We start from the raw sequence: 25,375 nt of genomic DNA on the forward strand, positions 1-25,375 counted from the left end.
CAAGCTATTGTTTCAGGAGGGTACAATCGCTCGACAGGAGCATCGACCATGAGCATCAAGAGCGACCGATGGATACGCCGCATGGCCGAGCAGCACGGCATGATCGAGCCGTTCGAGCCCGGCCAGGTGCGCGAGGTGGATGGCCGCAAGGTCATCAGCTACGGCACCAGCAGCTACGGCTACGACATCCGCTGCGCGGGTGAATTCAAGGTGTTCACCAACATCCACAGCACCGTGGTCGATCCGAAAAATTTCGATGAAAAGAGCTTCGTCGATTTTTCCGGTGATTCCTGCATCATCCCGCCCAACAGCTTTGCGCTGGCGCGCACCGTCGAGTACTTTCGCATTCCGCGCGACGTGCTCACCGTCTGCCTGGGCAAGAGCACCTACGCGCGCTGCGGCATCATCGTCAACGTCACGCCGTTCGAGCCCGAGTGGGAGGGCTATGTGACGCTGGAGTTTTCCAACACCACGCCGCTGCCCGCCAAGATTTACGCTGGCGAGGGATGCGCGCAGGTGCTGTTTTTCCAGAGCGATGAGGTCTGCGAAACCAGCTACCGCGACCGCAAGGGCAAATACCAGGGTCAGCACGGCGTGACGCTGCCGCGCGCCTGATCAGGCACGCACCAGCGCAAGCCGCGCCGCCGCCAGATCCCATCCGGCCCAGCCGCAGCTTTTGAACAGCACGGGGGCGCTCTTGGCGCAGTCCCCGGCCCGCAGCACATCCTGCAGGGTTGCCAGCGGTGCAATCGCCACGCCGGCCTGCAGCAGGTCGCCCGCCTCATGGTCCGCATCGCGCGAATCGACCACGATGCGGCCCCGGGTGGCGAAGTGGCGGCAGAGCCGCGCCTCCAGTTCCACCATCTGCGCCGTGAAGGCGCCGACCGCGGCGATGAAGGCATCCGGCCGAGGCCGGGCGCGCAGCACCACGCCGATGGCCGACGTGCAGGTGACGGCGAGCGGACACTCGGCGAGCGCTGTGTCGGCGTCGGGGGCGGCGCTGGCGTGCAAACCCAGCCTGCGCGCATGCTGCACCAGCGCGTCCACGCTGCTCTGGCTGCGCGATGCAATCCTGAACTCGCGCACGCCCAGGACCTCGGCGAAGGCCTCCAGATGCGCCCGGCCTTGCACGCCGGCGCCAACGATCAGCAGCGGGCCGCCGGCGTGGGGCGCGAGTGCACGGGCCGCAAGCGCCGAGACGGCCGCCGTGCGCCGGGCGGTGACGGTCGGGCCATCGAGGATGAGCTGGCGTGCTCCGGTGGCAGCGTCGAAGACCACCACATCGCCCTGTATCGTTGGCCGGCCGGTGCCTGCATTGCCAGGCGTGAAGCTGATCAGCTTGGTCATCGCTGCCCGTCCGTCGGTGGCGGGCATGACGAAGAGCACCGCGCCATCGGCCGTGGGCAGGACGGTACGTGCGGGGATGCGAACCTCATCCGCCTGCAGCAACGCGGCGATCGCCTCCACCAGCGCGTGCCAGGGCAGGGCGGCGGCGGTCTGTTCAGCGTTGAGCGTGGCGGCCATCGGGTTTGGCTAGTACAGCAACCTGGGAGTAGAGAAACACAATGAAAGCGATGGATTCGCGCCCAGGGCAAGGCGCAAACCGCAGCTATAGCCGTAGCTATCGCGAGGATTTGCAACGCCGCCATGGGTCCGAAGGCGCGTTTTCATGTTTCGATATTTCCGGGTTGCTGTACCAGGGCAGTGCTGGCCGCAAGCGCGCAGCGTATGCCGGTGCGTATGCCATGCACCATTTGCGCAAGCGGCATATGGGGGCTGCCTTGGTCTGGCAGTTGCGGCAGATGGATGAAGCCCCCACGGGTACCATGCAGTGCGGGAACGCTCGCCAGACGATGCATCAGACCGAAGAACAGATGGTTGCAGACGAAGGCGCCGGCGTTTTGCGAGGTTTGCACCGGCACGCCTGCGGCGCTCATGCTGCGCAGCATGGCATCGATGGGCAGGCTGCTCAGATAGGCGGCGGGCGCGCCCGGAATGACCGGCCTGTCCTGCGGCTGTGCGCCCTGATTGTCCGGGATGCGCGCATCCTCGCGGTTGAGCGCCACGCGTTCGAGCTGCAGCGCCGCGCACCCGGCGGCGAGCCCCAGGCCAACGACGAGCAGGGGCTGATGGCGCGCCAGCAAGCTGTCCAGCCGTTCAAGGCAGAGACCGAACACCGTCGGCAGCTCTGCACCAATCACCCTGCAGCCGGCGATCTGGCGCTGGTGCAAGGTCTGCGCCACGAGCGCACTGGGGTTCATCGCATGCGTGCCAAACGCGTCAAACCCGGTCACAAGTACGGTGTCGCGCGCGCCGGTCTTCATCGGCGGGAGCGAGGTCGTGGGCGGCGTTACCATTGCCGCAATTTACTGCACCGGGAATACCAACATGCGCTGGGAAGGTGAACGCCAGTCGGACAACGTCGAAGACCGCCGCAGTGGCGCAGGAGGTGGCGGCTTGGGCATCGGCGGGCGCAGCATAGGCGTGGGCACGATAGTGATCGCGCTGATCGGCTGGGGGGTGTTCGGCATCAATCCGCTGACCACCATAGGCATGCTCTCGGGGGGTGGTGGCGCGCCGCAGGTGCAGCAAGCGCCCGCCAGTCACCCGCCGCAGGACGACAAGCAGGCGGCCTTTGTCTCCACGGTGCTGGCCTCGACCGAGGATGTCTGGAGCGAGATCTTCCGCAAGGGCGGCGCGCAGTACCCGGCGCCCCGCCTGGTGCTGTTTCGTGGCGCCACGCCCACGGCCTGCGGCACCGGGCAATCGGCGATGGGGCCGTTCTACTGCCCGGGCGACCACAAGGTCTACCTGGACATGGACTTTTTCGACACCATGAGCCGCCAGCTCGGCGCGCCTGGTGTGTTCGCGCGCGCCTACGTCATCGCGCACGAGGTGGGCCACCATGTGCAGTCGGTGTTGGGCACCACCGCCAAGGTGGATGGCATGCGCGGCCGTATCAGCGAGCGCGAGCAGAACGCGCTCTCGGTGCGGCTCGAATTGCAGGCCGATTGCTACGCCGGCATCTGGGCCAAGTATTCCCAGCAGGCCAAAAATTGGCTGGATCAGGGCGACATCGAATCCGCGGTGAACGCCGCCCAGCAGATCGGCGACGACACGCTGCAGCGCAAGAGCACCGGCACCGTGCGCCCCGATGCCTTCACCCACGGCAGCAGCGCGCAGCGCGTGCGCTGGTTCACCCAAGGCTATCAAAGCGGCAGTCTGCAGTCCTGCGACACCTTCAACGCGCGCTCGCTCTAACCGGAATTTGCCCGTTTTTTGTTGCAATGCGACAATTGCGGGTTCATGACGACTCCATACACCTCAGTAGCGCTGGCTGAACCCCTGCAGCGCGCCGTAGCCGACATGGGCTACGAAACCATGACGCCGATCCAGGCACAGGCCATTCCGGTGGTGCTCACCGGCAAGGACGTGATGGGCGCGGCCCAGACCGGCACCGGCAAGACGGCGGCGTTCGCGCTGCCTCTCTTGCAGCGCCTGCTGGCGCACGAAAACACCTCCGCCTCGCCCGCGCGCCACCCGGTGCGCGCGCTGGTGCTGCTGCCCACGCGCGAGCTCGCCGATCAGGTGGCCGAGCAGGTCAAGCTCTACGCCAAATACACGCAGTTGCGCAGCACGGTCGTCTTTGGCGGCATGGACATGAAACCGCAGACGCTGGAGCTGAAAAAGGGCGTCGAGGTGCTGGTGGCGACGCCCGGGCGGCTGCTGGACCATATCGAAGCGAAGAACGCGGTGCTCAACCACGTCGAATACGTGGTGCTCGACGAGGCCGACCGCATGCTCGACATCGGCTTTCTGCCCGATCTGCAGCGCATCCTGAGCTATTTGCCCAAGGAGCGCACGACGCTGCTGTTCTCGGCCACGTTCTCGCCCGAGATCAAGCGCCTGGCGGCAAGCTATCTGCACGACCCGGTCACGATCGAAGTCGCCCGGCCCAACGCCACCGCTGCTACCGTCGAGCAGCACTTTTATTCGGTGACTGACGATGACAAGCGCCGCGCGATCCGCCAGGTGCTCAAGGACCGCTCGCTCACGCAGGCCTTCGTTTTCGTGAACAGCAAGCTCGGCTGCGCCCGCCTGGCGCGCTCGCTGGAGCGCGATGGCCTCAAGACCGCCGCGCTGCACGGCGACAAGAGCCAGGACGAGCGCCTGAAGGCGCTCGAAGCCTTCAAGAGCGGCGAGGTCGATCTGCTGGTCTGCACCGACGTGGCCGCGCGTGGTCTCGATATCAAGGACGTGCCCGCGGTGTTCAACCACGATGTCCCGTTCAATGCCGAGGACTATGTGCACCGCATTGGCCGCACCGGTCGCGCCGGGGCGTCCGGTCTGGCGGTGACGCTGGTGACCCACCACGACGCGCGCCTGATGGGCGAGCTTGAGAAGCTGCTCAAGAAAAAGCTGGAAATCGAAGCCATCGAGCTCGGCAGCGAGCCGCCACGCGGGCGCCACGGCGACGGGCACAGGCCCCAGCGCGGCGACCCCGACGCCCCGCGCACACGCGCCCCGCGGCATGCGGCGTCGGGTTTCGTGCCTTCGCGCGATCCTTTCTTCGATCGGCCGTATGAGCCGCATCCCGCCGGCGAGGATCCGGCAGCATGGGAGCAGTCCGTCAAGGCGGCGCCGGCGCGCGGCAGGATATCGGCCAACATCAAGCAGCGCCGCGTGGTCGCGGCGCTCTTCAAGGCACCGCAGCCCGTCGAAGACGCTGCCGCCTGATCGGCTCAGCCGGGCTGCTGAGCCCGGGGGCAGGGCACCTCGCAATGCTCGCGATCGGCCAGAGTCGCCCCGAAACGCACCGCGCTCAGACTCCCGCCCCAGACGCAACCGGTATCCAGTGCCAGCAGGTGAGGGCGGTTCATCCAGCCCAGGGTTGACCAGTGGCCAAAGGCAATCAGGCTGTTTTGCGTCGCCCGTCCGGGCACATCAAACCAGGGCAGCAAACCGGCCGGCGGGGTGGCGGCGGCTTCACTGCTGGAAAAATCCATCACGCCCTCGCTGGTGCAAAAGCGCAAGCGGGTGAGTGCATTGACGATCGCGCGCAAGCGCTCGGCCCCCGCCAGTGTGTCGTTCCAGCGGTCCGGCTGGTTGCCATACATCTGCTGCAGAAATTGTGGCCAGGCGCTGCCGCGCAATGCGCCGTGGACTTCACCGGCCAGGGCAAGCGCCTGCTCTGCCGACCACTGGGGCAGCACGCCGGCATGCACCATCAGCAGGCGCTCGCCGCCGTGCACCACGGATCGCGCGAGCGGCTGCTGGCGCAACCAGTCGAGCATGGCGTTGCGGTCGTCCGCCTTCAGCAGGGCATCGAGCGTGTCGCGCCGCGACAGTGGCCGCACACCATGCGCCAGTGCCAGCAAATGCAGGTCGTGGTTGCCCAGCAATGCCAGGATGCTGCCTTCCGCCGCCATGCAGTGGCGCACTACCGCGGCCGAATCCGGGCCGCGATTGACGAGATCGCCCAAGAGGTAAAGCGTATCGCGGCTGGGGGAGAACCCGATATGGGCGAGCAAGCGCTCCAGCGCGTCCGCGCAGCCCTGAATATCGCCCGCACAATAAAGCGCCATTGCCATTCATCCATTGCTTTCGTGGGCTGCTATTGTGCTACTTGCGGCGGGTGATTGAATTGGAGATACCGGATATTGGATTCACCGGAAATCGGGCTGGTGCGCATCTTCATATTGAAAATTCGTAGAAAATTTCTCTATAATCGCACGGTCGAACATCAATAAATGCCATCAACCTCCAAAGGATGAACATGACGGCCAGTTATCAGGAATTGCTCAAGCAACGCGAGGCGCTTGACGCGCAGATTCAGCAGGCACGCGACAAGGAAGTAGCGACTGCGATTGCCAAGGCGCGCCAATTGATTGCGGATTTCGGTTTGACGCCATCCGATGTATTTCCATCGGGTCGTCGCGCCAAGGCAAGCGCCTTGGCGAGCAAGGTGGCGCCCAAATACCGTGATCCGGCCACTGGACAGACCTGGACCGGACGTGGCAAGCCGCCGCGTTGGATTCAGGGCCAGGATCGCGCAAAGTTTGCGATCTGACCGTTGCGGCCCCAGATTTTGGGAGCCCCTCGCAGCAGCAAAAAGCCCGTCTCGTGCGGGCTTTTTGCTGGGTGATCGGTGACATTCCCGGCGTGGCCTGTGGTCATGCCGGCGTGGACGGCTGCCCGGTATGGGTGAGCGTACACTCGCGGCCGGAGCCTTGGGTGTCGTGCGGATTTCCTGCACTGGGCCACTCGATGCATTTGCCAATTCGAAGGAGAATTTCACATGGTTGCCGCCAAGCAAAAAGGGCATGCGTTTGCCACCACGATCAAGACGTTCAAGACGGCGTCTGGCAAAGAGCATTCATTTTTTTCATTGCCTGCATTGGCGCGCAAATACCCCAACGTCAAGCGTCTGCCGCGCTCGATCCGGATTGTGCTCGAATCGGTATTGCGCCATTGCGATGGCACCAAGGTGACGGCCGAGCATGTCGAGCAATTGGCCAACTGGAAGCCGAATGCGCCGCGCGTCGATGAAATTCCATTTACCGTGGCACGTGTGCTGTTGCAGGACTTTACCGGCGTGCCATTGCTGGTTGACCTCGCTGCCATGCGGGCGGCGGCGCAAAGGGTGGGCACCAATCCCAAGCGCGTGGAGCCACTCGTTCCCGTGGATCTGGTGGTCGACCATTCCGTCATGGTGGATAACTACGGCACCAAATCCGCACTCACCCAGAACATGAAACTCGAGTTTGAGCGCAATCATGAGCGCTACCAGTTCCTGAAATGGGGCATGCAGGCGTTTGATACCTTTCGTGTCGTTCCGCCGGGCTTTGGCATTTGCCACCAGGTCAATCTGGAATTTCTCACCAAGGGTGTGCACAAACGCAAGGACGGCGTGGTGTACCCGGATTCGCTGGTGGGCACCGACAGCCACACGCCCATGATCAATGGCGCCGGCGTCGTCGCCTGGGGTGTGGGCGGCATCGAGGCTGAAGCCGCGATGCTCGGCCAGCCGGTCTACTTTCTCACGCCGGACGTGGTCGGCTTTGAGCTCAAGGGCCAGTTGCGCGAGGGTGTCACCGCCACCGACCTGGTGCTCACGGTGACCGAGCTGCTGCGCAAGAACAAGGTGGTGGGCACCTTTGTCGAATATTTTGGTGAAGGCACGGCGAGCCTGAGCGTGCCCGACCGCGCGACGCTGGGCAACATGTCGCCGGAGAACGGCTCGACGCTGGGCCTGTTCCCGGTCGATCAGCGCACGCTCGAATACTTAGAGGGCACGGGCCGCACCAAGGCCGAGATCGATCTGGTGCAGGCCTACTACAAGGCGCAGGGCCTGTTTGGCGCGCCACGCGCCGGCGAGGTGGACTATTCGCGCGTCATTTCGCTCGATCTGGGTGATGTCACGCCCAGCATCGCCGGGCCGCGCCGCCCGCAGGATCGCATCGACCTGGGCCATGCCAAGCAGCGCTTTGCCGAGCTCTTCACCACGCCGATGGAGCAGGGCGGCTTTGCCCGCCCGGCCAGCGCGTTTGGCGAACGCGTGCACATTACGCCCAGCGCATCGATCGACGCCAAGGCCGAGCCCAAGGGCTTCGAGGTGACCAATGGCGACGTACTGATCGCCGCCATCACGAGTTGCACCAACACCAGCAACCCGGGTGTGATGCTGGCCGCCGGCCTGCTGGCGAAGAAGGCGGTGGAGGCGGGGCTGAAGGTCAAGCGCCACGTCAAGACCTCGCTCGCCCCCGGTTCGCGCATCGTCACCGAATACCTGGTCGAGACCGGCCTGCTGCCGTACCTGGAGAAGCTTGGCTTCAACCTCGCTGGTTACGGCTGCACCACCTGCATCGGCAATTCGGGCGACCTGTCGCAAGAACTGAACGAGGCGATCGGCGAGCATGAGCTCGTTTGCGCGTCGGTGCTCTCGGGCAACCGCAATTTCGAGGCGCGCATCCACCCCAACATCAAGGCCAACTTCCTGATGAGCCCGCCGCTTGTCGTCGCCTACGCGATCGCGGGCAGCGTCAACGTCGATCTGATGACTGAGCCGGTGGGGCAGGGCAAAGGGGGCAAGGATGTCTATCTGGGCGACATCTGGCCGACCAGCGACGAGGTGCAAAAACTCCTCAAGTTCGCGATGAAGGGCAAGGCCGTCCGCGCCAACTACGCCAAGATCGAGACCGAGCCGGGCGCGCTCTGGGAAAAGATCAAGGGCGTCAAGGGTCAGATCTACGATTGGCCCGAGAGCACCTACATCGCCGAGCCGCCGTTCTTTGACGGCTTTGCGCTCAAGACTGCTGAGTCCGAGGCGCAGGCCGCGCAGCGCGACCATTCCGTGCGCGACGCGCGCGTCATGGCGCTGTTTGGCGATTCGGTCACCACCGACCACATCTCGCCGGCCGGCCGCATCAAGGAGAGCTCGCCCGCGGGGATCTGGCTCAAGGCGCACGGCGTGGCCAAGCAGGACTTCAACAGCTACGGCTCGCGCCGCGGCCAGCACGAGGTGATGATGCGCGGCACCTTCGCCAATGTGCGCATCAAGAACCTGATGATTCCTCCGCTGGCCGATGGCTCGCGCAGGGAGGGTGGCGAGACCATCTACCAGGGCAGCGGTCCGCAAAACGGCAAGGAGATGGCGATCTTCGATGCGGCCGAGCTGTACATGGCCAGCAAGACGCCCACCGTGATCTTTGCCGGGGAAGAGTACGGCACCGGTTCGAGCCGCGACTGGGCCGCCAAGGGCACGCAACTGCTGGGCATCCAGGCAGTGGTGGCGCGCAGCTTCGAGCGCATTCACCGCTCCAACCTCATTGGCATGGGCGTGCTGCCGCTGCAGTTCCAGGACAAGGACAGCTGGGAGAGCCTGGGCCTCAAGGGCGATGAGCAGGTGGATGTGGTGGTCGATCAGCAGCTCAAGCCGCAAGGCAAGGCCAAGCTGGTCATCCGTTTTGCCGATGGCGGCACGAAAGAGGTGCAACTCACGCTGCGCCTGGATACGCCGATCGAGGTGGATTACTACCGCGCCGGCGGCATCCTGCCCTATGTGCTGCAGCAGCTGATTGCCGGCTGAGCGCCTGCCGCCCGCCTGCGCATGCCACGTCGGCAGATTCTGATTGCGGGCGGCGGCATCGGCGGGCTGGCCGCCGCCTTTGCCAGCCGGCAGGCGGGTTGGGAGGTGCGCCTGGCCGAGCGCGCCAGCGCTTTTGGTGAAGTGGGCGCGGGCGTGCAGCTCGGGCCCAATGCCGTGCGCTGCCTGAATGCCTGGAGCCTGCAGGTGCCGCTGCAGGCGGTGGCGTGTTTTCCCGAGCGGCTGGAGGTTCGCAGCGCCATCGATGCCAGCGCGCTGGGGCAGATGCGCTTGGGCCGCACGATTGCCGAACGCTACGGCGCGGCCTATCTCACCATTCACCGGGCCGATTTGCACGCGCTGCTCCTTGCTGCCGTCAGCAACCTGGCCGATGTGCAGTTGCTGCTGGACCACCGGCTGTCCGACCTGGTGCAGGATGGCGACGCGGTCGCCGCGCGCCTGTTGCGCGGGGATGGCAGCGAACTGGCGCTGGAGGCCGATCTGCTGCTCGGCGCGGACGGCCTGCACAGCCGCGTGCGCGCGTGCCTGCTGGGCGAGGGCGCGCCACGTCCCGCCGGCCATCTGGCGTACCGCGCCGTGGTGGCGCAGCATGCACTGCCGCAGCGCCTGCGCAGCCAGGAGGTGACGGTCTGGCTCGGGCCGCAGCTGCATGTCGTGCACTACCCGCTGCGCGGCGGTGAGCTGCTCAATCTGGTGGCGATTCGCCACGGGCAGCCGCCGGCCGATCTGCTGCATTGGGACCACGGTGTGAATGCTGGCGAGCTGCAGGATGCGCTGGCGCGAACCTGTGCGCCGCTGCAGGACATGGTGCATGCGGTGTCGGATGCCGGCGGGCAATGGCGGCTGTGGCCGCTGGTCGAGCGGGCACCGGTAGCGGCCGCTGCCCAGCTGGCACAGGGCCTGGTAGCGCTGTTGGGTGATGCGGCGCACCCCATGCGTCCCTATCTGGCGCAGGGCGCAGGCATGGCGATCGAGGATGCGGCCGAACTCGGCCACGCCCTGGGCATGCAGGCGCTGGAGCCCGCGCTGCGGCTGCGCCGTTATGCGCTCAACCGCTGGCAGCGCGTTGCCGCGGTGCAGCGGCGCTCACGGCGCAACGCCGACATCTTTCACGCCACGGGCGCTTTGCGCCTTGCGCGTGATGCCGCGATGCGGCTGCTGGGCGAGCGTTTGCTGGATATGCACTGGCTCTATGGCGGCGGGCCGGTACCGGCCGGGCGCTGAGGGCGGCACCAGGTCAACCGTGCCGTTATGCGATACGTTCGTAGGGTTCATGCTTTTATTGCATAATTTTGTGCGACGCACTCGCTGGCGGCTCGGTTTCTGGCAGCAGGTGTTGAAGCAATAGAAAAATCGGCTCTAGTGCTTGTCTGGCAAGCACATGCAGCTATCGTTTTGATTGAAAGGCAGATTCCATGAGCGACCCGCAGAACACGCAAGGTCAAACCCCTCTTCGCATTGCCATTCTTGGCTATGGCAACCTGGGACGGGGTGTCGAGAAGGCGATTGCGAAGAACCCCGATACCCGACTGGTCGGGGTCTATACACGCCGCAACCCTGCGGATGTCCAACCCGGCAGCGGCGTGGCGGTGCATGGCGCGGGCGAGTTGCTGGCGCATAGTGGCGAGATCGACGTGCTCGTCCTCTGCGGCGGCTCCAAGGACGACCTGCCGGTGCAGACGCCCGAGTACGCGCGCCACTTCAACGTGGTGGACAGCTTTGATACGCACGCCCGCATTCCCGAGCATTTCGCCCGGGTGGATGCGGCGGCGCAGGCCGGCAAGACCACGGCGCTGATCTCCGCCGGTTGGGACCCGGGCATGTTCTCGGTGAATCGCGTGATGAGCGATGCCTTGCTGCCCGATGGCGCCACCTACACCTTCTGGGGCAAGGGCCTGAGCCAGGGGCACTCCGACGCCATCCGCCATGTGCCGGGCGTGGCCGGCGGTGTGCAATACACGATCCCGGTGGAGGCGGCGATGGAGAAGGTGCGCAGCGGCGTGCGGCCACAGTTGTCCACGCGCCAGAAGCACCTGCGCGAATGCTTCGTGGTGCTCAAGCCCGGCGTGGATGCCGAGGCGGTACGCCAGGCCATCGTGACCATGCCGAATTACTTCAGCGACTACGACACCACGGTGCATTTCATCAGCGCCGAAGAACTCGCGCACAAGCATTCGGGCATGGCGCATGGCGGCTTCGTGATCCACAGCGGTGCGACGTCGGACACCGCCAAGCATGTGATCGAGTACCGCCTGCAGCTGGACAGCAACCCGGAATTCACGTCCAGCGTGCTGGTGGCTGGCGCCCGGGCCGTGCACCGCCTGCACCAGGCTGGGCAATACGGCTGCAAGACGATGCTGGACCTCTCACCCGCCTTGCTTTCGCCCCGGAGCGCGGCGCAATTGCGCGCCGAGTTCCTCTGATCACACCCCGCCGGCGTTCGGGTGGCGCTGGCGGTATTTCCAGGGCGCGAGCGGGCGTTTTTGCGACCATAGCCCGCGCCGGTCGCGCCGGGCGCGCGCTGCCGCCGCAGCCACCCGGGGCCAGGCGCGCACCTGGCTGGGATGCATCCAGGCCAGACCTGCATTGGCTTGCTCCAGCGCCGCATCGCGCCCGCGGCAGCGCACCTGCGCGAGCGTGCGCTGGTATTTGTCGCGGCCCAATGCCTGCACTTCGGCGCGCTGGCGCAGGCACAGGGCGGCCAGGTGCTCGCGCGCTTGCCTGCCCCAGGCTTGGCGCAGTTCGGGCGCGTCTATGCTGGCGATGCGCACGCGCTGCACCGGCTGGCCGCCGCAGCGCATGGAGAGCGAATCACCATCCCCGACCGCCACGATCAGGCAGAGGGCGATGGCGGCAGCCAGCATGAATTTTGATTAAAAATGGCCACCAGCGCTTGTGTATCAAGCGTTGGTAGCTATGGTAATTGCTACACTTTCTGTGCTCCATCGCCTTGGGTCAGGCTGGCGTGAACGGCCATCTTTTCCTCGACACCCGCGAATTTGCTGTACTTGCCGAGCAATTTGACCAATTGGCCATAGATGCGCGCGGGTCCGGCGAGGCACTCGCGCTGCTCCAGGAAATCCGCCTCTCCGGTGAAGTTGCCCACCAGACCGCCGGCTTCGGTCACTAGCAGACTGCCCGCGGCCACATCCCAGATCGACAGACCGGTTTCAAAAAAGCCGTCGGTGAAGCCGGCCGCCACGTAGGCTAGGTCGAGCGCCGCGGCACCCGGGCGGCGCAGGCCGTGGGTGTGCTGCATCACCTCGGCCATCATCTTCATGTAGCCGGCGAAGTCGTCGCCCGGACGGTACGGAAAGCCCGTTCCCAGCAGGCATTCCGACAGTCGGGTGCGCTTGGAGACGCGCATGCGGCGGTCGTTCATGAAGGCACCGCGCCCGCGTGTGGCGGTGAACAGGTCGTTGCGCGTGGGGTCGTAGACCACGCCATGCTCGATGCGCCCGCGCACCGACAGCGCAATGCTGATGCAGTAGACCGGAAAGCCGTGGATGAAATTCGTCGTGCCGTCCAGCGGGTCGATGATCCAGACATGCTCCGAATCCCGGGCGCCGTGCTGGCGGCCCGACTCTTCGGCCAGGATGCCGTGGCCCGGGTAGGCGGTCAGCAGGGTTTCAATGATGCTGGCTTCGCTCGCCTGATCGACTTCGGTCACGTAGTCGTTGATCTGCTTTTGCGACACGCGCACCGCCTCCACATCGAGCGCGGCGCGGTTGATGATGGCGCCGGCGGCGCGTGCGGCCTTGATGGCCGTGTTCAGCATGGGGTGCAGGTTTGACGACATGAAAAGGAACGCCCAAACAAAAAAGCGCGGCGATGCGCGCGGATGACCGTGATTTTAGTGGTCCGGTGAATTTCTGACGGCAGGCGACAATTCAACCATGCGAACGCGCTTCATCCTGATCCAGACCAGCCATCCCGGCAACGTGGGCGCCGCAGCGCGCGCCATCAAGACCATGGGGTTTGATGACCTGGTGCTGGTGGCGCCGCGCTGGCCCAACGTGCTGCGCCGCGAGATCGCGATCCAGCGCGCCAGCGGCGCCACGGATGTGCTGGAGCGCGCACGCATCGTCGCCACGCTGGACGAAGCGCTCGATGGCATGCACCACCTGTGCGCCACCGCGATGACGCCGCGCGACTTCGGCCCGCCCACGCGCTCGCCCCGGGCACATTTCGATATGCTCCTGAAAACGCAGCTGAATGCGCAATGCAGTCAGGCGCCAAATGGCAATTTGGCTGAAGAATCTGGTGTTGCTTTCCTGTTTGGCAGCGAGCGCTTCGGCATGGCCAACAGCGACGTCTACCGCTGCCATGTGGCGCTGTCGATTCCGACGGCGCCGGAGTTCGGCTCGCTCAACCTGGCCGCGGCGGTGCAACTGGTGGCCTATGAATGGCGCCAGGCACTGGGCGGCTTTGCCGTGCACGACGCCGCCAGCCACGGAACGCCGGCCGATGCGCGGCAGATGGCGGGCATGCTGGCCCACTGGCAACAGGCCCTGGTCGAGATCGGTTTTTTGGACCCGGCAGCGCCCAAGAAACTCATGCCCAGGCTGAATCAGCTGTTCAATCGCGCGAGCCCGAGCGAGGAAGACATCCATATCCTGCGCGGCATCGCCAAGACCATGATGACGCTTGGCGCCAGACAGCCCCATTGACCGGCATGCGCCTGCACGCAGGCGCGTTGCTCACTACACTGCACGCCTTCACAGCGCCTGCCCATGTTTTCCAGAATCCGCTCCGACATCCAGTGCATCCTCTCGCGCGACCCGGCGGCGCGCAGCAGTTGGGAAGTGATCACCTGCTACCCCGGCCTGCATGCCATCTGGCTGCACCGGCCGGCGCATTGGTGCTGGAGGCACGGGCTGCGCTGGCTGGGGCGCTTCATCTCGCACCTCGCGCGCTGGGCCACCGGCATCGAAATCCATCCCGGCGCGGTGCTGGGCGAGCGCGTGTTCATCGACCACGGCATGGGCGTGGTCATCGGCGAGACGGCCGAGGTCGGCGACGGCTGCACCATCTACCACGGCGTGACGCTGGGCGGCACCTCGCTGTACAAGGGTGAAAAACGCCACCCCACGCTTGGGCGCAACGTGGTCGTGAGTGCTGGCGCCAAGGTGCTGGGCGGCTTTACCGTGGGCGATGACGCCAAGATCGGCAGCAACGCCGTCGTCATCAAGCCGGTGCCGGCGGGCGCCACCGCGGTGGGTATTCCGGCGCGCATCATCGCCTCGCACAAGGACCACGGTGCCGATGTCACCGAATCGCAGGCGGAAGGCGCAAAAGGCTTCAGCGCCTATGGCGTGACGCCGCAGCAGGACGATCCGCTGGCGCTGGCGCTGCGCAGCCTGGCCGACTCGGCCGCCGGGCAGGAGCAGCAGATCGCGTTGCTCTGGCAGGCGATAGAAAAACTCTCCGGCCTGCAGCACGGGCCCGATTGCGTGCCGCCCGACGCCCACGTCACCGCCCGCTTCGGGGCGGAAAAGGTCAGTGACATCCTGGGCAAGTAGGCGCCGTGAGCAGGCGACTGCGAGCGCAGGCGCTTCGCTACAATAGAAGGCTTTTCACGATGGACTGGCCTCTGGCTTGGTGGTTGCCAAGCGCCGCGGGTCGCGAGCGCCGCGTGAAGACCGAGAGACACCCTGGAGCGCCAGCTGGCACGCCGCAGTGCGATGCAGCGGGCGCGTGCGCACACCGACCGACACAAAGGAACCATGATGGCCGTCACCGTTGAAACATTGGAAAAGCTCGAACGCAAGATCACGCTCAGCCTGCCTGCGGCAAGCATCCAGGGCGAGGTCCAGGGGCGCCTCAAGCGCCTGGCGCGCACCGTGAAGATGGATGGTTTTCGTCCCGGCAAGGTGCCGCTGAGCGTGGTGGCGCAGCGCTACGGCTATTCGGTGCAGTATGAAGTCATCAACGACAAGGTCGGCGAGGCGTTCTCACAGGCCGCCAACGAGGCCAAGCTGCGCGTGGCGGGCCAGCCGCGCATTTCCGAGAAGGATGGCGCGGCCGAAGGCGAAATGGCGTTTGACGCGGTGTTCGAGGTCTACCCGGAAGTCAAGATTGGCGACCTGGCGGAGGCCGAGATCGACAAGCTGACGGCTGCCGTGGACGACGCCGCCGTCGACCGCACGCTGGACATCCTGCGCAAGCAGCGCCGCACCTTCGCCCAGCGCGCCCAGGGAACGCCTGCCGCGGATGGTGACCGCGTGACGGTAGATTTCGAGGGCAAGATCGACGGCGAGCCGTTTGCCGGCGGCAAGGCCGAGGCCTTTCAGTTCCTGGTCGGCGAAGGCCAGATGCTCAAGGAGTTCGAGGATGCCGTGCGCGGCATGAAGGTGGGCGAGAGCAAGACCTTCCCGCTCGCCTTCCCCGAGGACTACCACGGCAAGGATGTGGCCGGCAAGACGGCGGATTTCCTGGTCACGGTCAAGAACATCGAGGCGGCGCACCTGCCCGAGGTGACCGAGCAATTCGTCAAGTCCCTGGGTATCGAAGGCGGCACGGTGGAGAGCCTGCGCGCCGATGTGCGCAAGAACCTCGAGCGCGAGGTGAAATTCCGCGTGCAGTCGCGCAACAAGGCGGCGGTGATGGATGCCCTGATGGCCAGGGCGGAGCTGGAATTGCCCCAGAGCATCGTGCAGGCCGAGGTGCAGCGCCTGCTGGAAGCGGCACGCGCTGACCTCAAGTCCCGCGGCATCAAGGATGCGGAGGCCGCCCAGATCCCCGAGGATGTGGTGCGCCCGCAGGCCGAGCGCCGCGTGCGCCTGGGTCTGGTGGTGGCCGAGCTGGTGCGCGCCAATGAGCTGCAGGCCCAGCCCGAGCAGCTCAAGGCGCATGTGCAGGAGCTTGCCTCCAGCTACGAGAAGCCCGAGGACGTGGTCAAGTGGTACTACGGCGACCGCGACCGCCTGGCCGAGGCCGAGGCGGTGGTGGTGGAGAACAATGTGACCGATTTCGTGCTGGGCAAGGCCAAGGTCAGCGAGAAGTCGGTCTCGTTTGACGAACTGATGGCGCAGAACTGATTGCCGCAACCGGCGCCAACCCGTGCGATGGGGCTTGCACCAGCCGGTGCAGGCCCCATCTGTTTGCGGCTACAGTCAGCGATTCATTGGAGAACTGCATGAGTGCACAGGATACGAAGGCATTGGGGTTGATCCCCATGGTGGTGGAGCAATCGGGGCGCGGCGAGCGTTCCTACGACATTTATTCGCGCCTGCTCAAGGAGCGCGTGGTGTTCCTGGTCGGCGAGGTCAATGACCAGACCGCCAACCTGGTCGTCGCGCAGCTGCTGTTCCTGGAAAGCGAAAACCCGGACAAGGATATTTCGCTGTACATCAACTCCCCCGGCGGCAGCGTGACCGCCGGCATGTCGATTTACGACACCATGCAGTTCATCAAGCCCGATGTCTCCACCATGTGCCTGGGCTTTGCCGCCAGCATGGGCGCCTTCCTGTTGGCTGCCGGTGCCAAGGACAAGCGCTATTGCCTGCCCAACAGCAAGGTCATGATCCACCAGGTGCTGGGCGGCGCGCGCGGCCAGGCGACCGACATCGAGATCCAGGCGCGCGACATCCTGCGCACCAAGGAGCAGTTGAACCGCATTCTGGCCGAGCGTACCGGTCAGCCCTACGACAAGGTGGTGCACGACACCGAGCGCGACTACTACATGACCGCCGATGAGGCAAAAACCTACGGAATCGTGGATCAGGTCATCGCCAGGCGCTCCTGATTCCCTGGCGCTCCAAGGGCGGCGTTTCCCCTGCGGGAAGCGCCGTTTTCAATTGAGTATCATCACTTCACGTTCTGCGTTCCAAGGCATTGCCCCATGGCCGAAAAAAAAGGCTCTTCCAGCGAAAAAACCCTGTACTGCTCGTTTTGCGGCAAGAGCCAGCATGAAGTCAAGAAACTGATTGCCGGGCCGTCGGTGTTCATCTGCGACGAGTGCATTGACCTGTGCAACGAAATCATTCGTGATGAGCAGCCCGCGCTCGACGCGAACCAGACCGGCCGCGCAGACCTGCCCACGCCGGCCGATATCAAGACCAATCTGGACAGCTACGTGATCGGCCAGGAGCAGGCCAAGCGCACCCTGGCGGTGGCGGTCTACAACCACTACAAGCGCCTGCGCCACAAGGAGCATGCGGGCAAGGACGATGTCGAGCTCTCCAAGAGCAACATTCTCCTGATCGGCCCCACCGGCTCGGGCAAGACGCTGTTGGCGCAGACCCTGGCGCGCCAGCTCGACGTGCCGTTCGTGATGGCCGATGCCACCACGCTGACCGAAGCCGGCTACGTCGGCGAGGATGTCGAGAACATCATCAGCAAGCTGCTGCAGAACTGCAACTACGACGTCGAGCGAGCGCAGCGCGGCATTGTCTACATCGACGAGATCGACAAGATCACGCGCAAGAGCGACAACCCGAGCATCACGCGCGATGTCTCCGGCGAGGGCGTTCAGCAGGCGCTGCTCAAGCTCATCGAAGGCACCATGGCCAGCGTTCCGCCGCAGGGCGGCAGAAAGCACCCGAACCAGGATTTTTTGCAGGTGGATACCACCAACATCCTGTTCATCTGCGGCGGCGCTTTCGCGGGGCTGGAAAAAGTGATCGAGAACCGCACCGAGGCCTCGGGCATAGGCTTTGGTGCCACCGTCAGGAGCAAGAAACAGCGCTCATTGACCGAGGTGTTCCAGGACATCGAGCCCGAGGACCTGATCAAGTTCGGCCTGATTCCGGAGCTTGTGGGACGCATGCCGGTGGTGGCTGCGCTGGCCGAACTGGCCGAGGATGCCTTGGTGCAAATCCTCACCGAACCCAAGAATGCGCTGGTCAAGCAGTACGCGGCGCTCCTGGCGATGGAGGGGGTGGAGCTGGAAATCCGCCCGGCGGCGCTCAAGGCGATTGCGCGCAAGGCGATTGCCCGCAAGACCGGTGCGCGCGGCTTGCGCTCGATTCTTGAACAATCGCTGATCGGCACCATGTTTGACCTGCCCAACGCCGTCAATGTGGAGAAGGTGGTGGTCGACGAGTCCTCCATCGAGGAAGACAAGGCGCCGCTGCTGGTCTATCGCGAAGCGGCCAAGAAGGCTTGATTTTGAGCGGTGCGGGCGGCGTTGCCGCTGCCGCACGCTTTTCTTTTTCTGGTCTTGCTCCGGCAAGGCCGTCTGTGAGGATTGCCCATGCTTGGACCGACACCCCCGCCGGATTCCGCCATCGTCTTGCCGCTCCTGCCGCTGCGCGACGTGGTGGTGTTCCCGCACATGGTGATTCCCCTGTTCGTCGGCCGCGCCAAGAGCATTAAGGCGCTGGAAGTGGCGATGGGTACGGATCGCAAGATCATGCTGGTGGCGCAGAAGGCCGCCGCCAAGGACGAACCGCAGGCCGAAGACCTGTTCGACATCGGTTGCGTGTCAACGATCTTGCAGATGCTCAAGCTCCCCGATGGCACGGTGAAGGTGCTGGTCGAGGGGCAGCAGCGCGCGCAGTTGCAGGATGTCACTGAAGGTGAAACCCATGCGAGCGCCACGGTGCGCGTTGCGCCCGTGCCTGTGGTGCCCGAGCGCAAGGCGGCCGAGCTGGAGGCGCTGCGCCGCGCGGTGATGCAGCAGTTCGACCAGTACGTCAAGCTCAACAAGAAAATTCCCAACGAGATCTCCACCTCGATTTCCGGCATTGACGATGCCGGCCGCATGGCAGACACCATCGCCGCGCACATGCCGCTCAAGCTGGAGGACAAGCAGCATGTGCTGGCGCTCGCCGAGGTCAAGCCGCGCCTGGAAAACCTGTTCGAGCAACTCGAGCGCGAGGTCGATATCCTCAACGTCGACAAGAAGATCCGCGGCCGCGTCAAGCGCCAGATGGAAAAGAACCAGCGCGATTTCTATCTCAACGAGCAGGTCAAGGCGATTCAGAAGGAGCTGGGCGAGGGCGAGAACGGCGCCGATATCGAGGAGATCGAAAAGCGCATCAAGGCCGCCAAGATGCCCAAGGAGGCGCTCAAGAAGGCCGAGGGCGAGCTCAAGAAGCTCAAGCTGATGTCGCCCATGTCGGCCGAGGCCACCGTGGTGCGCAACTACATCGATGTGCTTTGCGACCTGCCCTGGGGGAAAAAGACCAAGGTCAAGCAGGACCTGGTTCGCGCTGAAGAGGTCCTCAACGAAGACCACTTCGGTCTGGAGAAGGTCAAGGACCGCATCCTTGAATATCTTGCCGTGCAGCAGCGCGTGGACAAGGTCAAGGCGCCCATCCTGTGCCTGGTCGGGCCGCCGGGCGTGGGCAAGACATCTCTGGGCCAGTCGATTGCCAAGGCTACCGGGCGCAAGTACGTGCGCATGGCGCTGGGCGGCATGCGCGACGAGGCCGAGATCCGCGGGCACCGGCGCACCTATATTGGCGCGATGCCGGGCAAGGTGCTGCAGAGCCTGACCAAGGCGGGTGCGAAAAATCCGCTGTTCCTGCTCGACGAGATCGACAAGATCGGCATGGATTTCCGCGGCGATCCGTCGAGCGCGCTGCTCGAGGTGCTCGATCCGGAGCAGAACCACAAATTTGCCGATCACTATGTCGAGCTGGATTTTGATCTCTCGGACGTGATGTTCGTGGCGACGTCCAATTCGATGAACATCCCGCCGGCCTTGCTTGATCGCATGGAGGTCATTCGCCTGGCGGGTTACACCGAGGATGAAAAGGCCAACATCGCTGCGCGCTACCTGCTGCCCAAGCAGATGCAGAGCAATGGCCTGAAGGATGGCGAGCTGCATGTGCACGAAGACGCGATCATCGACATCGTGCGCTACTACACGCGCGAGGCCGGCGTGCGCTCGCTCGAACGCGAACTCTCCAAGATCTGCCGCAAGGTGGTCAAGGGCCTGCTGCTCAAGAAGCTCAAGCCCTGCGTGGAAGTGGATGCCAGGAGCCTGGCCGAATACCTGGGCGTGCGCAAGTTCACTTACGGTCGTGCCGAGCAGAAGAACCAGGTCGGACAGGTCGTCGGTCTGGCATGGACGGAGGTCGGTGGTGACTTGCTCACCATCGAGGTCGCCACCATGCCGGGCAAGGGCGTGATCCAGCGCACCGGATCGCTGGGCGATGTGATGAAGGAGTCGGTCGAGGCGGCGCGCACCGTGGTGCGTTCACGCGCCCACGCACTCGGTCTGCGTGACGAAGTGTTCGAAAAGCGCGATCTGCACATCCACGTGCCTGACGGCGCCACGCCCAAGGACGGGCCGAGCGCCGGTATCGCGATGGCGACGGCCCTGGTCTCGGCGCTGACGGGCATCCCGGTCCGATCGGACGTGGCGATGACCGGTGAAATCACGCTGCGCGGCGAAGTGACGGCGATCGGCGGTCTGAAGGAAAAGCTGCTCGCGGCATTGCGCGGTGGCATCAAGACGGTGATGATTCCCGAGGAGAACGTCAAGGACCTGCAGGAAATTCCGGACAATGTGAAGAAGGGGTTGGACATCGTCCCGGTGCGCTGGATCGACAAGGTGCTGGAGATTGCGCTGGAGCGCAAGCCGGTGCCATTGACCGAAGAGGAAATTGCCGCGGCGGCGGCCGTTGCACCCGCGGCGCCGGCCCCTGTTTCGGCCCGATCGACAAAACATTGAGAAATTGCTGCGAAGCGGGCTGAAAACCCCCTATAATCGCAATCTTCCTGCAGGGCAAGCGCCTTGCAGTACGCGGGAATAGCTCAGTTGGTAGAGCGCAACCTTGCCAAGGTTGAGGTCGCGAGTTCGAGCCTCGTTTCCCGCTCCAATTTATGATCTACAGACTTCCACTGGGGTCTGTAAGTCGTTGAAAAAAGGAGCTTCGGCTCCTTTTTTCATTCCAGCAAAAGCCACGGAAATCCACCGACAGCCAGCGTTTTTGAGGCCAAAAACAAGGCCAAAGAATACGGGTGGTTCCGGTGCCGGGTTCTTGCTGGGGTTGGATCGGGATGACCAGCAGCATCGGGCCTAAGTCCAAGACTTAGGAGCTTCGATGATGGCACTCTCTGATCTGACTGTGCGGCAAGCCAAGGCCGCTGACAAAGCCTACAGCCTCCCCGACACCGATGGCCTCGGCCTGGTGGTTGCCCCTACCGGCGGCAAATCATGGCACCTGCGCTACTACTGGCTCGGCAAGCAAAAGCGCATCTCCCTGGGCAACTACCCCGAGATCGGCCTGCGCGAAGCGCGTACCTTGCGCGACGAAGCCCGGGCGCTCCTGGCCAAGGGCATCAACCCCCACACCGACCGCAAGCAGAAGCGGCACGCGGTCAAGCTGGCGGCCGATTACACCTTCAAGGCCGTCTTCGATGCCTGGGTCGAGCATCGCCGCAAGGAACTCAAGGAAGGTCGCCAAAGCACCCTCTCGCAGATCCTGCGGATTTTCGGCAAGGACGTGCTGCCCACCCTTGGCAAGATGTCGATCTACGACATTCGCCGGCCCCAGCTTCTGGGCGTCCTGGCAAGGATCGAGGAACGCAAGGCCTTCACCACAGCAGAAAAGGTCCGCACCTGGTTGAGTCAGTTGTTCCGCTATGCCCTCGTGATCGTCGAGGGGCTGGAAGCCAATCCGGCCTCCGACCTGGATGTGGTGGCGGAGCCCAAGCCCCCGGTGAGCCACAACCCGTACCTGCATCTGCCCGAGCTGCCAAACTTCCTCCAGAAGCTCCGGCGCTACAACCCGCGTGGCTGGCAAACCCAGCTCGGCATCCGGCTACTGTTCCTGACCGGTGTGCGCACCGGTGAGTTGCGGCTGGCAACCCCGGATCAGTTCGACCTGGACCGCGGCCTGTGGATCATCCCGCCGCAGATCGTCAAGCAGCTTCAGGACGAGATGCGCAAGGCCGGCAAGCGCCCCCAGGACGTGCCGCCCTACATCGTGCCGCTGTCCCTTCAGGCCATCGAGATCGTGCGCTACCTCTTGGGGGTGATGCGGCCCGCCCAGGTTCATCTGCTCACACACCGCAGCGAACTTAAGAAGCGCGTCAGCGAGAACACCCTCAATGCCGCCCTGAAGCGGATGGGCTACGAGGACCAACTGACCGGCCACGGCATCCGCGGGACCATCTCGACGGCGCTCAACGAGATCGGTTATCCCAAGATTTGGGTGGACGCTCAGCTCTCGCACTCCGACCCGAACAAGGTGAGTTCGGCCTATAACCACGCCAAGTACGTAGAACCGCGACGTCGGATGATGCAGGACTGGGCCGATCGCCTCGACCTGCTCGAGCAGGGTCAGGTGGAAGCCGCCAGTGCTCACCTCACCATTCGTATCGAAGGGGTGCCGGCGATGGCAGAAGACGAGCCTGTTGCCGCCGCCGCTGTGTTCCCTGAAGGCTCTGTGCCGCCTGTAGTGGCTGCTCCCATCGTCGTGACTCCGAACGACGCCGGAAGCACGTTCCAGCGACTGTCGCAGGTGCCTCCGGCGCCCACGCGGGCGCCGGAACCGGAAGTGTCCGCAATTCAGCGCGAGCGCGAGGAAATGCTTGCTATGTACGAGTCACCGAGCTGTCTGCCAGTGCCGCTGTTCGGCAAGCTGGCTGGGAAGTCCAAGGATCAGATCAACCGCGAGTTGAAGGCCGGCAAGCTGCTATCCATCAGTTTGGGCAACCGCGGGCAGCGCGTTCCCGACTGGCAACTGGTGCCGCTCAAGCACAAGCTGGCGCAGGTGCTCATGAACCAACGCCCGCACGCGGATTCGTGGGACCTGTACCGCATGCTGACCCAGCCGCACCCGGACCTGGGTGATCGCGCGGCCATTGATGCGGTCACGATGACCAACGTGCCCGCGATTGTCCGGGTCATCATGGGCGACTACCGGCACCATGCGGATGCGCCCGAGACTGTTGCTCCGCGGCCCATCCCTGAGGATGTGGGGCAGAGCGCCCGTCGGCTGGTGGATAGCACAGTGGTCTTTGAAGGGGCCTAACCCTTGCGCTTCAACCCATGGTCGGGGTGAGGCGCCCGGGGGTCACCCACTACGCGAACCAATTTGCAGCGCTCTGCGCTCGTACCGCTCAGCAACGGGATCAGCACGCGCGTAGGCTCGTTGCAGGTACGTCACGACCGGGTAGGGGCCACCAACGAGCGGTCGCATGCGGATTCCCAACCCGTGAGCACGCGCGATGCGCGGTTGCGCAGATAGCCCAACGCTGTATCCGCCGGCAACCCACAGTGCCGCCATCTCGAACGAAGTCACCCACTGTATGTTGTTCTGATCCACCGGCATGAGGGAGGCCTGCCTCTCATCCAGCAGGGGGCAAGCCTCCGCCTGCCAACGATAGACGGGGTACGCTTGGAGATCGGCGATGGTGAGTTTCTCCTGGTCAAGAAAGAAAAACCGCGGCGGCATGGCTACGGCCATGTTCTCGGCCCACACGGGTTGCGTGCTGAGGGCCGGTCGCTGATCCCCTGAAGCGACATCCCTGCGTCGTAGCGGCCTTCATGAAGGCCCTGAAGCAAAACGTCACTTGAAACCTCGAAGAAAGTGAGAGTGACGTCTGGCTCTTCCGCGCGTTGCCGCGCCAAAAGCGCTGATAGTTGTGATGAAGGTACGCCCGGCGCTACCGCAAGCCTGAAACCGGGGGAAGAATTGGTGGCGTCGTGCATGAGAGCACCCAAGGAGAAAGTTGGTCAAAACAAGCCAATGTGATACGCATGGGTTAAATTTAACGTGGTTAAATTTCAGTGACTGTTCAACGCATTCTGCTAATGCAGAAGCGTGCAGTTCAATGGGGTCGCCCCAAGCACAACCAGATATGAAGCCGAGCCAGCCTTGGCGTTCGGCAACGCTGTGCGCGCCTTTCGCTTGGAACTGAGTGTTGCTCAGGAAGAACTGGCCGCACTAGCCGGAGTTGAGCGTTGGCATATGGGCAAGATTGGGCGGGGGGAACACTTACCCGCGTTGGCCTTGGTACTGAAAATTGCAGCCGTGCTCAAGATAAGCGGCACCGAACTGATGGCCGCGACCGAGCACAACATGCAGCTCCGCTGCTGAGTCTTAGGGCTGGTTTCCGCGAATTAAGTGCCCAAACCTTCGCGCAGGCGAAAAATAAATCGTTCCAGTGAGGCTGTCACATCGCCGCTGTCGGATCGGAGTAAATAGGTCGTAATGACCGCCGATTCCACGGCCAAGGGGCGGACTACGACATCGGGCCGCTGGCTGACTGGTACTTTACTTGCTGCCATGAAGCCGACACCATAACCGGCACCGACCAGCGTGAGCATCATCTCCAGTGGGGTCGCACGTTCAACGACGTTTTGCCGGTGTTCCAGAGGTCCAAGGAGTCGTGCCAATACGCGGCAGTAGCCCTCGCAGACCCGTGGGTCGCACAAGACGAGCGGATGGCCATCGAGCTCATGGAGGGGCACTTCCTTATGAGCGAGCAGTTCGTGCCGGGCCGGCACGGCTATTACCAGGGGATCTCGCCAAATCGGCTCGGCAATGATGCCCTCGCCGACATCTGCTGTGTGCGCGAAGCCGATCATGAAGTCGCCAGAGCGTAGGCCGCGCAACTGGTCCGCCAACGGAACTTCGGACAGGCGTACTTCGATTTCCGGTTCCTCGGCTCGGCAACGGGCCAAGAACTCCGAGAACCGAGGATCGGTCGCACCATCGGAGACCGCGATACGCAGGCTGCCACGCGCACCTGCTGCGACGGCCTTAGCATTCTCTCGCGCCTGTTCGAGAACGGTGAACAGCCGGCGGGTATCTTGCAGGAAGGCGGATCCAGCTGCAGTCAGCTTCGTCCCTCTGCGGTCTCGATCGAAGAGAACAACCCCCAGATCCTCCTCCAGTTCTTTGATCGCTCGGGACAATGGCGGTTGTTCGATATGTAGGCGCTCAGCCGCGTGGCTGAAGTGAAGTTCCTCTGCCAAGACGGCAAAATAGCGAAGGTGTCTCAATTCCACTTCAACTTTCCTTGGTAAGGTAATCGCCTTCGCCAGGCTGGAAGAGGCGCTTTCCATCGACCCAAAGCGTCCTTCTTTGGTAGGGGCGGGGTAATGGCCTCCAATGAGATTAGGCTGAGCAACTACCAGTTAGCCTCCGGCCGCTTCATCGGATGCTCCCAGATTCCCTATGCGTCGAACATCCACGACCAAGACATAAAAGCTATGCAGCGGATGTATGGGCAAGGGGGCTAACCTACCCCGCCTTCACATACCTCACGCACATCGAACGACGTGCATCCGTGGAGCGGAATGGCCTTAAGGCACTCTGCGTCATCTGTCGTTCCAAGCGTCCTGTAAGTGTGTCCAGGCGT

General features: G+C 64.0%; 20 protein-coding genes, 1 tRNA gene and 2 pseudogenes. 16 read left to right on the forward strand and 7 right to left on the reverse strand.

Annotated features, from left to right (window positions below; genetic code table 11):
• Positions 1-48 precede the first annotated feature (48 nt).
• Positions 49-615: a dCTP deaminase gene (dcd, locus tag ABS45_RS01770; protein WP_291552335.1), complete on the forward strand. Its 567-nt coding sequence runs from the start codon at positions 49-51 to the stop codon at positions 613-615.
• Here the strand turns inward: dcd and ABS45_RS01775 are convergent, their stop codons facing one another.
• Both ABS45_RS01775 and ABS45_RS01780 read right to left on the reverse strand, forming a co-directional pair.
• On the reverse strand, positions 616-1,524 hold the full coding sequence (locus tag ABS45_RS01775; protein WP_291552337.1) for a delta(1)-pyrroline-2-carboxylate reductase family protein: 909 nt from the start codon (positions 1,522-1,524) through the stop codon (positions 616-618). It lies immediately after the preceding gene.
• Positions 1,525-1,667: 143 nt separating this feature from the next.
• Positions 1,668-2,357: a pyroglutamyl-peptidase I gene (locus ABS45_RS01780; protein ID WP_291552340.1), complete on the reverse strand. Its 690-nt coding sequence runs from the start codon at positions 2,355-2,357 to the stop codon at positions 1,668-1,670.
• Positions 2,358-2,388: 31 nt separating this feature from the next.
• On the opposite strand from ABS45_RS01780, the gene ABS45_RS01785 reads away from it, so the two are divergent.
• On the forward strand, positions 2,389-3,261 hold the full coding sequence (locus ABS45_RS01785) for a neutral zinc metallopeptidase (protein WP_291552342.1): 873 nt from the start codon (positions 2,389-2,391) through the stop codon (positions 3,259-3,261).
• A 45-nt stretch (positions 3,262-3,306) separates the two neighbouring features.
• Positions 3,307-4,737 (forward strand): DEAD/DEAH box helicase, encoded by a 1,431-nt coding sequence (locus ABS45_RS01790; RefSeq protein WP_291552345.1) that lies wholly within the window; start codon positions 3,307-3,309, stop codon positions 4,735-4,737.
• 5 nt (positions 4,738-4,742) lie between these two features.
• Here ABS45_RS01790 and ABS45_RS01795 read toward each other — a convergent pair whose 3' ends face one another.
• Positions 4,743-5,585 carry a symmetrical bis(5'-nucleosyl)-tetraphosphatase gene (locus tag ABS45_RS01795; protein WP_291552348.1) on the reverse strand — a complete coding sequence of 281 codons (843 nt, stop codon included), beginning with the start codon at positions 5,583-5,585 and terminating at the stop codon, positions 4,743-4,745.
• 191 nt (positions 5,586-5,776) lie between these two features.
• On the opposite strand from ABS45_RS01795, the gene ABS45_RS01800 reads away from it, so the two are divergent.
• From ABS45_RS01800 to ABS45_RS01815, 4 genes are all read left to right on the forward strand, one after another.
• Entirely contained in the window at positions 5,777-6,070 is a 294-nt protein-coding gene (locus ABS45_RS01800) for an H-NS histone family protein (protein ID WP_291552390.1), read from the forward strand.
• Positions 6,071-6,298: 228 nt separating this feature from the next.
• Positions 6,299-9,088 carry an aconitate hydratase AcnA gene (acnA, locus tag ABS45_RS01805; RefSeq protein ID WP_291552350.1) on the forward strand — a complete coding sequence of 930 codons (2,790 nt, stop codon included), beginning with the start codon at positions 6,299-6,301 and terminating at the stop codon, positions 9,086-9,088.
• A 21-nt stretch (positions 9,089-9,109) separates the two neighbouring features.
• Positions 9,110-10,330 carry an FAD-dependent monooxygenase gene (locus tag ABS45_RS01810; RefSeq protein ID WP_291552353.1) on the forward strand — a complete coding sequence of 407 codons (1,221 nt, stop codon included), beginning with the start codon at positions 9,110-9,112 and terminating at the stop codon, positions 10,328-10,330.
• A gap of 191 nt (positions 10,331-10,521) precedes the next feature.
• Entirely contained in the window at positions 10,522-11,529 is a 1,008-nt protein-coding gene (locus tag ABS45_RS01815) for a diaminopimelate dehydrogenase (RefSeq protein WP_291552356.1), read from the forward strand.
• Here ABS45_RS01815 and ABS45_RS01820 read toward each other — a convergent pair whose 3' ends face one another.
• Both ABS45_RS01820 and ABS45_RS01825 read right to left on the reverse strand, forming a co-directional pair.
• A complete protein-coding gene (locus tag ABS45_RS01820) occupies positions 11,530-11,970 on the reverse strand; it encodes a thermonuclease family protein (RefSeq protein ID WP_291552359.1) in 441 nt (146 codons plus the stop codon). It abuts the gene before it with no gap.
• A gap of 62 nt (positions 11,971-12,032) precedes the next feature.
• Complete coding sequence (locus tag ABS45_RS01825) at positions 12,033-12,905, reverse strand: inositol monophosphatase family protein (RefSeq protein WP_291552361.1); 873 nt, start codon at positions 12,903-12,905, stop codon at positions 12,033-12,035.
• Positions 12,906-13,002: 97 nt separating this feature from the next.
• Here ABS45_RS01825 and ABS45_RS01830 point away from each other — a divergent pair, with 97 nt between their 5' ends.
• The 8 genes from ABS45_RS01830 (at position 13,003) to ABS45_RS01865 (ending at position 23,040) form a co-directional block, all read left to right on the forward strand.
• Positions 13,003-13,776 (forward strand): RNA methyltransferase, encoded by a 774-nt coding sequence (locus ABS45_RS01830; RefSeq protein ID WP_291552364.1) that lies wholly within the window; start codon positions 13,003-13,005, stop codon positions 13,774-13,776.
• Between the two features lie 63 nt (positions 13,777-13,839).
• On the forward strand, positions 13,840-14,628 hold the full coding sequence (cysE, locus tag ABS45_RS01835) for a serine O-acetyltransferase (protein ID WP_291552367.1): 789 nt from the start codon (positions 13,840-13,842) through the stop codon (positions 14,626-14,628).
• A gap of 207 nt (positions 14,629-14,835) precedes the next feature.
• Complete coding sequence (gene tig / locus ABS45_RS01840; protein WP_291552392.1) at positions 14,836-16,146, forward strand: trigger factor; 1,311 nt, start codon at positions 14,836-14,838, stop codon at positions 16,144-16,146.
• Between the two features lie 98 nt (positions 16,147-16,244).
• Positions 16,245-16,853 carry an ATP-dependent Clp endopeptidase proteolytic subunit ClpP gene (gene clpP / locus ABS45_RS01845; RefSeq protein ID WP_291552370.1) on the forward strand — a complete coding sequence of 203 codons (609 nt, stop codon included), beginning with the start codon at positions 16,245-16,247 and terminating at the stop codon, positions 16,851-16,853.
• Between the two features lie 96 nt (positions 16,854-16,949).
• Positions 16,950-18,215 carry an ATP-dependent Clp protease ATP-binding subunit ClpX gene (gene clpX, locus ABS45_RS01850; RefSeq protein ID WP_291552373.1) on the forward strand — a complete coding sequence of 422 codons (1,266 nt, stop codon included), beginning with the start codon at positions 16,950-16,952 and terminating at the stop codon, positions 18,213-18,215.
• Positions 18,216-18,302: 87 nt separating this feature from the next.
• Positions 18,303-20,732, forward strand: a complete 2,430-nt coding sequence (lon, locus tag ABS45_RS01855; protein ID WP_291552376.1) for an endopeptidase La — start codon at positions 18,303-18,305, stop codon at positions 20,730-20,732.
• A gap of 72 nt (positions 20,733-20,804) precedes the next feature.
• Positions 20,805-20,880 (forward strand) — tRNA-Gly (locus ABS45_RS01860).
• A 225-nt stretch (positions 20,881-21,105) separates the two neighbouring features.
• The gene (locus tag ABS45_RS01865; protein WP_060853388.1) at positions 21,106-23,040 is read left to right on the forward strand and encodes an integrase arm-type DNA-binding domain-containing protein; all 1,935 of its coding nucleotides are present in this window, start codon (positions 21,106-21,108) and stop codon (positions 23,038-23,040) included.
• Between the two features lie 42 nt (positions 23,041-23,082).
• Here the strand turns inward: ABS45_RS01865 and ABS45_RS01870 are convergent.
• Positions 23,083-23,720: pseudogene (locus tag ABS45_RS01870) on the reverse strand (substrate-binding domain-containing protein).
• A gap of 102 nt (positions 23,721-23,822) precedes the next feature.
• On the opposite strand from ABS45_RS01870, the pseudogene ABS45_RS01875 reads away from it, so the two are divergent.
• Positions 23,823-24,108: pseudogene (locus ABS45_RS01875) on the forward strand (helix-turn-helix domain-containing protein).
• Positions 24,109-24,131: 23 nt separating this feature from the next.
• On the opposite strand, the gene ABS45_RS01880 reads toward ABS45_RS01875, so the two are convergent.
• Positions 24,132-25,022 (reverse strand): LysR substrate-binding domain-containing protein, encoded by an 891-nt coding sequence (locus ABS45_RS01880; RefSeq protein ID WP_291552397.1) that lies wholly within the window; start codon positions 25,020-25,022, stop codon positions 24,132-24,134.
• Between the last annotated feature and the right edge of the window lie 353 nt (positions 25,023-25,375).

The sequence above is a fragment of the Comamonas sp. SCN 65-56 genome (genome assembly GCF_001724135.1).
GTDB lineage: Bacteria > Pseudomonadota > Gammaproteobacteria > Burkholderiales > Burkholderiaceae_C > Comamonas_C.

What these genes read in the sequence shown, in the direction of transcription:
- dcd (WP_291552335.1), top strand. Translation starts at nt 49, where the DNA reads ATGAGCATCAAGAGCGACCGATGGATACGCCGCATGGCCGAGCAGCAC.
- ABS45_RS01775 (WP_291552337.1), bottom strand. Translation starts at nt 1,524, where the DNA reads ATGGCCGCCACGCTCAACGCTGAACAGACCGCCGCCGCCCTGCCCTGG.
- ABS45_RS01780 (WP_291552340.1), bottom strand. Translation starts at nt 2,357, where the DNA reads ATGGTAACGCCGCCCACGACCTCGCTCCCGCCGATGAAGACCGGCGCG.
- ABS45_RS01785 (WP_291552342.1), top strand. Translation starts at nt 2,389, where the DNA reads ATGCGCTGGGAAGGTGAACGCCAGTCGGACAACGTCGAAGACCGCCGC.
- ABS45_RS01790 (WP_291552345.1), top strand. Translation starts at nt 3,307, where the DNA reads ATGACGACTCCATACACCTCAGTAGCGCTGGCTGAACCCCTGCAGCGC.
- ABS45_RS01795 (WP_291552348.1), bottom strand. Translation starts at nt 5,585, where the DNA reads ATGGCGCTTTATTGTGCGGGCGATATTCAGGGCTGCGCGGACGCGCTG.
- ABS45_RS01800 (WP_291552390.1), top strand. Translation starts at nt 5,777, where the DNA reads ATGACGGCCAGTTATCAGGAATTGCTCAAGCAACGCGAGGCGCTTGAC.
- acnA (WP_291552350.1), top strand. Translation starts at nt 6,299, where the DNA reads ATGGTTGCCGCCAAGCAAAAAGGGCATGCGTTTGCCACCACGATCAAG.
- ABS45_RS01810 (WP_291552353.1), top strand. Translation starts at nt 9,110, where the DNA reads ATGCCACGTCGGCAGATTCTGATTGCGGGCGGCGGCATCGGCGGGCTG.
- ABS45_RS01815 (WP_291552356.1), top strand. Translation starts at nt 10,522, where the DNA reads ATGAGCGACCCGCAGAACACGCAAGGTCAAACCCCTCTTCGCATTGCC.
- ABS45_RS01820 (WP_291552359.1), bottom strand. Translation starts at nt 11,970, where the DNA reads ATGCTGGCTGCCGCCATCGCCCTCTGCCTGATCGTGGCGGTCGGGGAT.
- ABS45_RS01825 (WP_291552361.1), bottom strand. Translation starts at nt 12,905, where the DNA reads ATGTCGTCAAACCTGCACCCCATGCTGAACACGGCCATCAAGGCCGCA.
- ABS45_RS01830 (WP_291552364.1), top strand. Translation starts at nt 13,003, where the DNA reads ATGCGAACGCGCTTCATCCTGATCCAGACCAGCCATCCCGGCAACGTG.
- cysE (WP_291552367.1), top strand. Translation starts at nt 13,840, where the DNA reads ATGTTTTCCAGAATCCGCTCCGACATCCAGTGCATCCTCTCGCGCGAC.
- tig (WP_291552392.1), top strand. Translation starts at nt 14,836, where the DNA reads ATGGCCGTCACCGTTGAAACATTGGAAAAGCTCGAACGCAAGATCACG.
- clpP (WP_291552370.1), top strand. Translation starts at nt 16,245, where the DNA reads ATGAGTGCACAGGATACGAAGGCATTGGGGTTGATCCCCATGGTGGTG.
- clpX (WP_291552373.1), top strand. Translation starts at nt 16,950, where the DNA reads ATGGCCGAAAAAAAAGGCTCTTCCAGCGAAAAAACCCTGTACTGCTCG.
- lon (WP_291552376.1), top strand. Translation starts at nt 18,303, where the DNA reads ATGCTTGGACCGACACCCCCGCCGGATTCCGCCATCGTCTTGCCGCTC.
- ABS45_RS01865 (WP_060853388.1), top strand. Translation starts at nt 21,106, where the DNA reads ATGATGGCACTCTCTGATCTGACTGTGCGGCAAGCCAAGGCCGCTGAC.